Source organism: Microvirga sp. Mcv34 (assembly GCF_024519725.1).
In the GTDB taxonomy this organism is placed as follows: Bacteria; Pseudomonadota; Alphaproteobacteria; order Rhizobiales; family Beijerinckiaceae; genus Microvirga.
Genome location: NZ_JALJRK010000200.1, coordinates 1 through 2,540 on the forward strand (window position 1 = coordinate 1; position 2,540 = coordinate 2,540).

3 protein-coding genes are annotated in these 2,540 nt (G+C 64.0%); all 3 read right to left on the reverse strand.

Translation table 11 applies throughout. The features are described 5' to 3' along the window. Positions 1-34 precede the first annotated feature (34 nt). Genes tnpC through tnpA form a run of 3 tightly spaced genes read right to left on the reverse strand, consistent with a single transcriptional unit; the run spans position 35 to position 2,461 of the window. Positions 35-1,636, reverse strand: coding sequence for an IS66 family transposase (gene tnpC / locus OC446_RS30010; RefSeq protein WP_262032536.1), 1,602 nt, complete (start codon positions 1,634-1,636; stop codon positions 35-37). Positions 1,637-1,680: 44 nt separating this feature from the next. Further along, positions 1,681-2,034, reverse strand: coding sequence for an IS66 family insertion sequence element accessory protein TnpB (gene tnpB / locus OC446_RS30015; RefSeq protein WP_262032537.1), 354 nt, complete (start codon positions 2,032-2,034; stop codon positions 1,681-1,683). Then, positions 2,018-2,461, reverse strand: a complete 444-nt coding sequence (gene tnpA / locus OC446_RS30020) for an IS66-like element accessory protein TnpA (protein WP_262032538.1) — start codon at positions 2,459-2,461, stop codon at positions 2,018-2,020. The genes tnpB and tnpA overlap by 17 nt, the downstream gene beginning before the upstream one ends. Positions 2,462-2,540 lie beyond the last annotated feature (79 nt).

Below are 2,540 nucleotides of genomic sequence, written 5' to 3' on the forward strand. Positions count from 1 at the left end.
GTAAGCGCGCATTTCAAAGCACGTCGGGCGGGGTTCAGGCTGGCCGTGTGTTGAAGTTGAAGGGCAGCAGGTCCTCGATATCGGCATCGCCGGGACGCTGCGGCAGTTCGGTGAGGACGTGTCGCAACCACGCCAAGGGTTCGACGCGGCAGGCCCGGCAGGTCAGCATCAGGCTGTAGATGACGGCGCTGGCGTGGGCACCCTGGACTGTATCGCTGAAGAGCCAACTCTTTCGTCCGGTGGCGAAGATACGGATGTCTCGCTCCAGAATGTTGTTGTCGATCGGCATTCTGCCGTCTTCGGTGTAGCGCGTCAGATATTCCCATTGGTTGAGTGTATAGGAGACGGCATCTTCGAGCTTGGTGTCAGGCACGACCTTCGGCGCGATCGCGTCGAGCCATGCCTTGAGGGCGTTCAGGACCGGAACGGCATGTTTCTGGCGGAACCGGCGCCGGGCGTCGGCCTGCGTTTCGCCCTCATCCGGCTCTTCCTCCCGCGCCTGCCTTTCGATCCGGTAGAGTTGATCGAAGAACGTGAGGGCCTGCGCCGGCGGCCCACCCGGTTTCTTCCTCGCCTTGAGGGCGTCGACAAAGCGCCGCCTGGCATGGGCCATGCATCCGATATGGGTCGCGCCCTTCACCGTGCGCCAGGCCAAGTAGCCGTCGCTCATCAAGATGCCGCGATAGTCGCCGAGGAAGGTCTGCGGATGCTCCTGCCCGCGACCGGGCTGATAATCGAACAGCACGATCGGCTGCGCGCTGTCCTCGCCGCTGCGATAAGCCCACATGTACGAGGTGCTGGTGGGGTCCTTGCCCGCTTCCTTCAGCACCTGCACCGTGGTCTCGTCACCATGGATGACGGTCTGCGATCGCAGCCGCAGCTTCAGCGCGTCATAGAGGCGATGCAGATGCCTCTCGCTCGAACCGATCACCCAATGGCCCAGCGCGCCACGGCTGACAGGAACCCCGGCCCGCGCGAAGGCCTGCGCCAGGCGATAAAGCGGCGTGCCGTCGACATATTTGTGCACGAGCGCGAAGGCCAGCGTCGAGGCCGTGGCGATACTGCCGGGCAAGGGCTGCGCGGGCATCGGCGCGATGACGATGGGCGTGCTGATCCCGGTGCGGTCGCAGTTGCGGCATGCATACTTGAACCGCGCATTCTGCAAAATCTTCGCCTTCACCTCGATGTGCAGCTGCTCAGTCACCAGTTCACCCATGCGATGCATCAGGTGGCTGCAGCACGGACAGATCTTCTGGTCGTCGGCGAGGTCATACTCGACGCGCTCACGTGGCAGGTTCTCTGGCAGGGGCCGGCGCCCGCGTTTCTTGCCGTCCGGCTTGTGGGTGTCCGGCAATCCCGTGTCTGGAAGATCAACGGCAGCCACCTCGTCGGTGTCGGCGCAGCCCTCGTCCTCTCCCTCAACGGCGCTCTGCTCGGCTTCGTTGAAGATGCGATCCATGTGCTTTTCGCTGCGCGGCGCAAACCGATGCAGCCGCGCCAGCGCCAGTTCTTCCTCCAGCTTGACGATGCGCTGCGAAAGAGCTTCCCGCTCGGCCTTCAACGCGGCGATTTCGGCCGTATGCGCCGCCAGAAGCGCCATCAACTCCGCAACGGACGGGGTGCCGGTTCGAGTCATCGTATTCTTGAATCGGAAGCCTCCCCCTGCGTCAACAGGCAACCTCACCCGACAAATTCGTATTGCCGCACCGGATGGCGGGTCATCGCGTCGAGATCGATGCCGTCGAGCAGCCAGTGTAATTGCTCGGCGTCAAGCGCCACCACCGTCTCCGGCCGCCGCGGCCAGCGGAACTTGTCTTGGGTCAGCGCCTTCAGCACCAGCACAAAGCCCGAGCGGTCAAAGAACAGCAACTTTATCCGGGTGCGGCGGCGATTGCAGAAGGCAAACACCGCACGCTCGAACGGGTTGAGGCCCATCGCCTGCTCGACCAGGATCGCCAGGCTGTTGATCCCGGCCCGGAAGTCGATCGGATCCCGGTGCAGATAGACGCGTAGATCATCAGCGAGCCGGAACATGGCACCGCCCCAGCGCTTCGATCATCGCCGACAGAACCTGCGCATCCGCATCGTCAAGCTCCAGCCGCACCCCGTTCGGCAGCGACGCCGTCACGCGGACCCGGACCGCTGGCAGCCGACCCGACGGGGCCGGCAGCCGCGCCATCGGCGCGGCCTCAACCACCGGAACGAAGGCCGACGGCGCGCAGCGACCCGATACCGGCACCGCTGTCTCGGTCGCCTTCCGGTCCTGGCGCAGCTTGACCCACTTGCGCAACTGATTGGCGTTGATCCCGTGCGCCAGCGCGAGCCCTGCCACCGACACCCCCGGCTCAAGGCAGGCATCGATCAAGCGCTCCTTCTCGACCGGATCAAACCACCGCTTGCCGTTGCCAAGAACCCTGACGACCCTCAGCTGACCTGGAATGTCCGCACTATTCACTGTCATTGCGTCCACAGTCTCCGTTGCGGACACAGACTCCGTCACTGCTTCAGCAATGAAAAGGTGCGGAGATTTGCGCGCTTAC

Excerpts from the sequence above, each read along its gene's own strand:
- tnpC (WP_262032536.1), bottom strand. The coding sequence starts at position 1,636 with ATGACTCGAACCGGCACCCCGTCCGTTGCGGAGTTGATGGCGCTTCTG.
- tnpB (WP_262032537.1), bottom strand. The coding sequence starts at position 2,034 with ATGTTCCGGCTCGCTGATGATCTACGCGTCTATCTGCACCGGGATCCG.
- tnpA (WP_262032538.1), bottom strand. The coding sequence starts at position 2,461 with ATGACAGTGAATAGTGCGGACATTCCAGGTCAGCTGAGGGTCGTCAGG.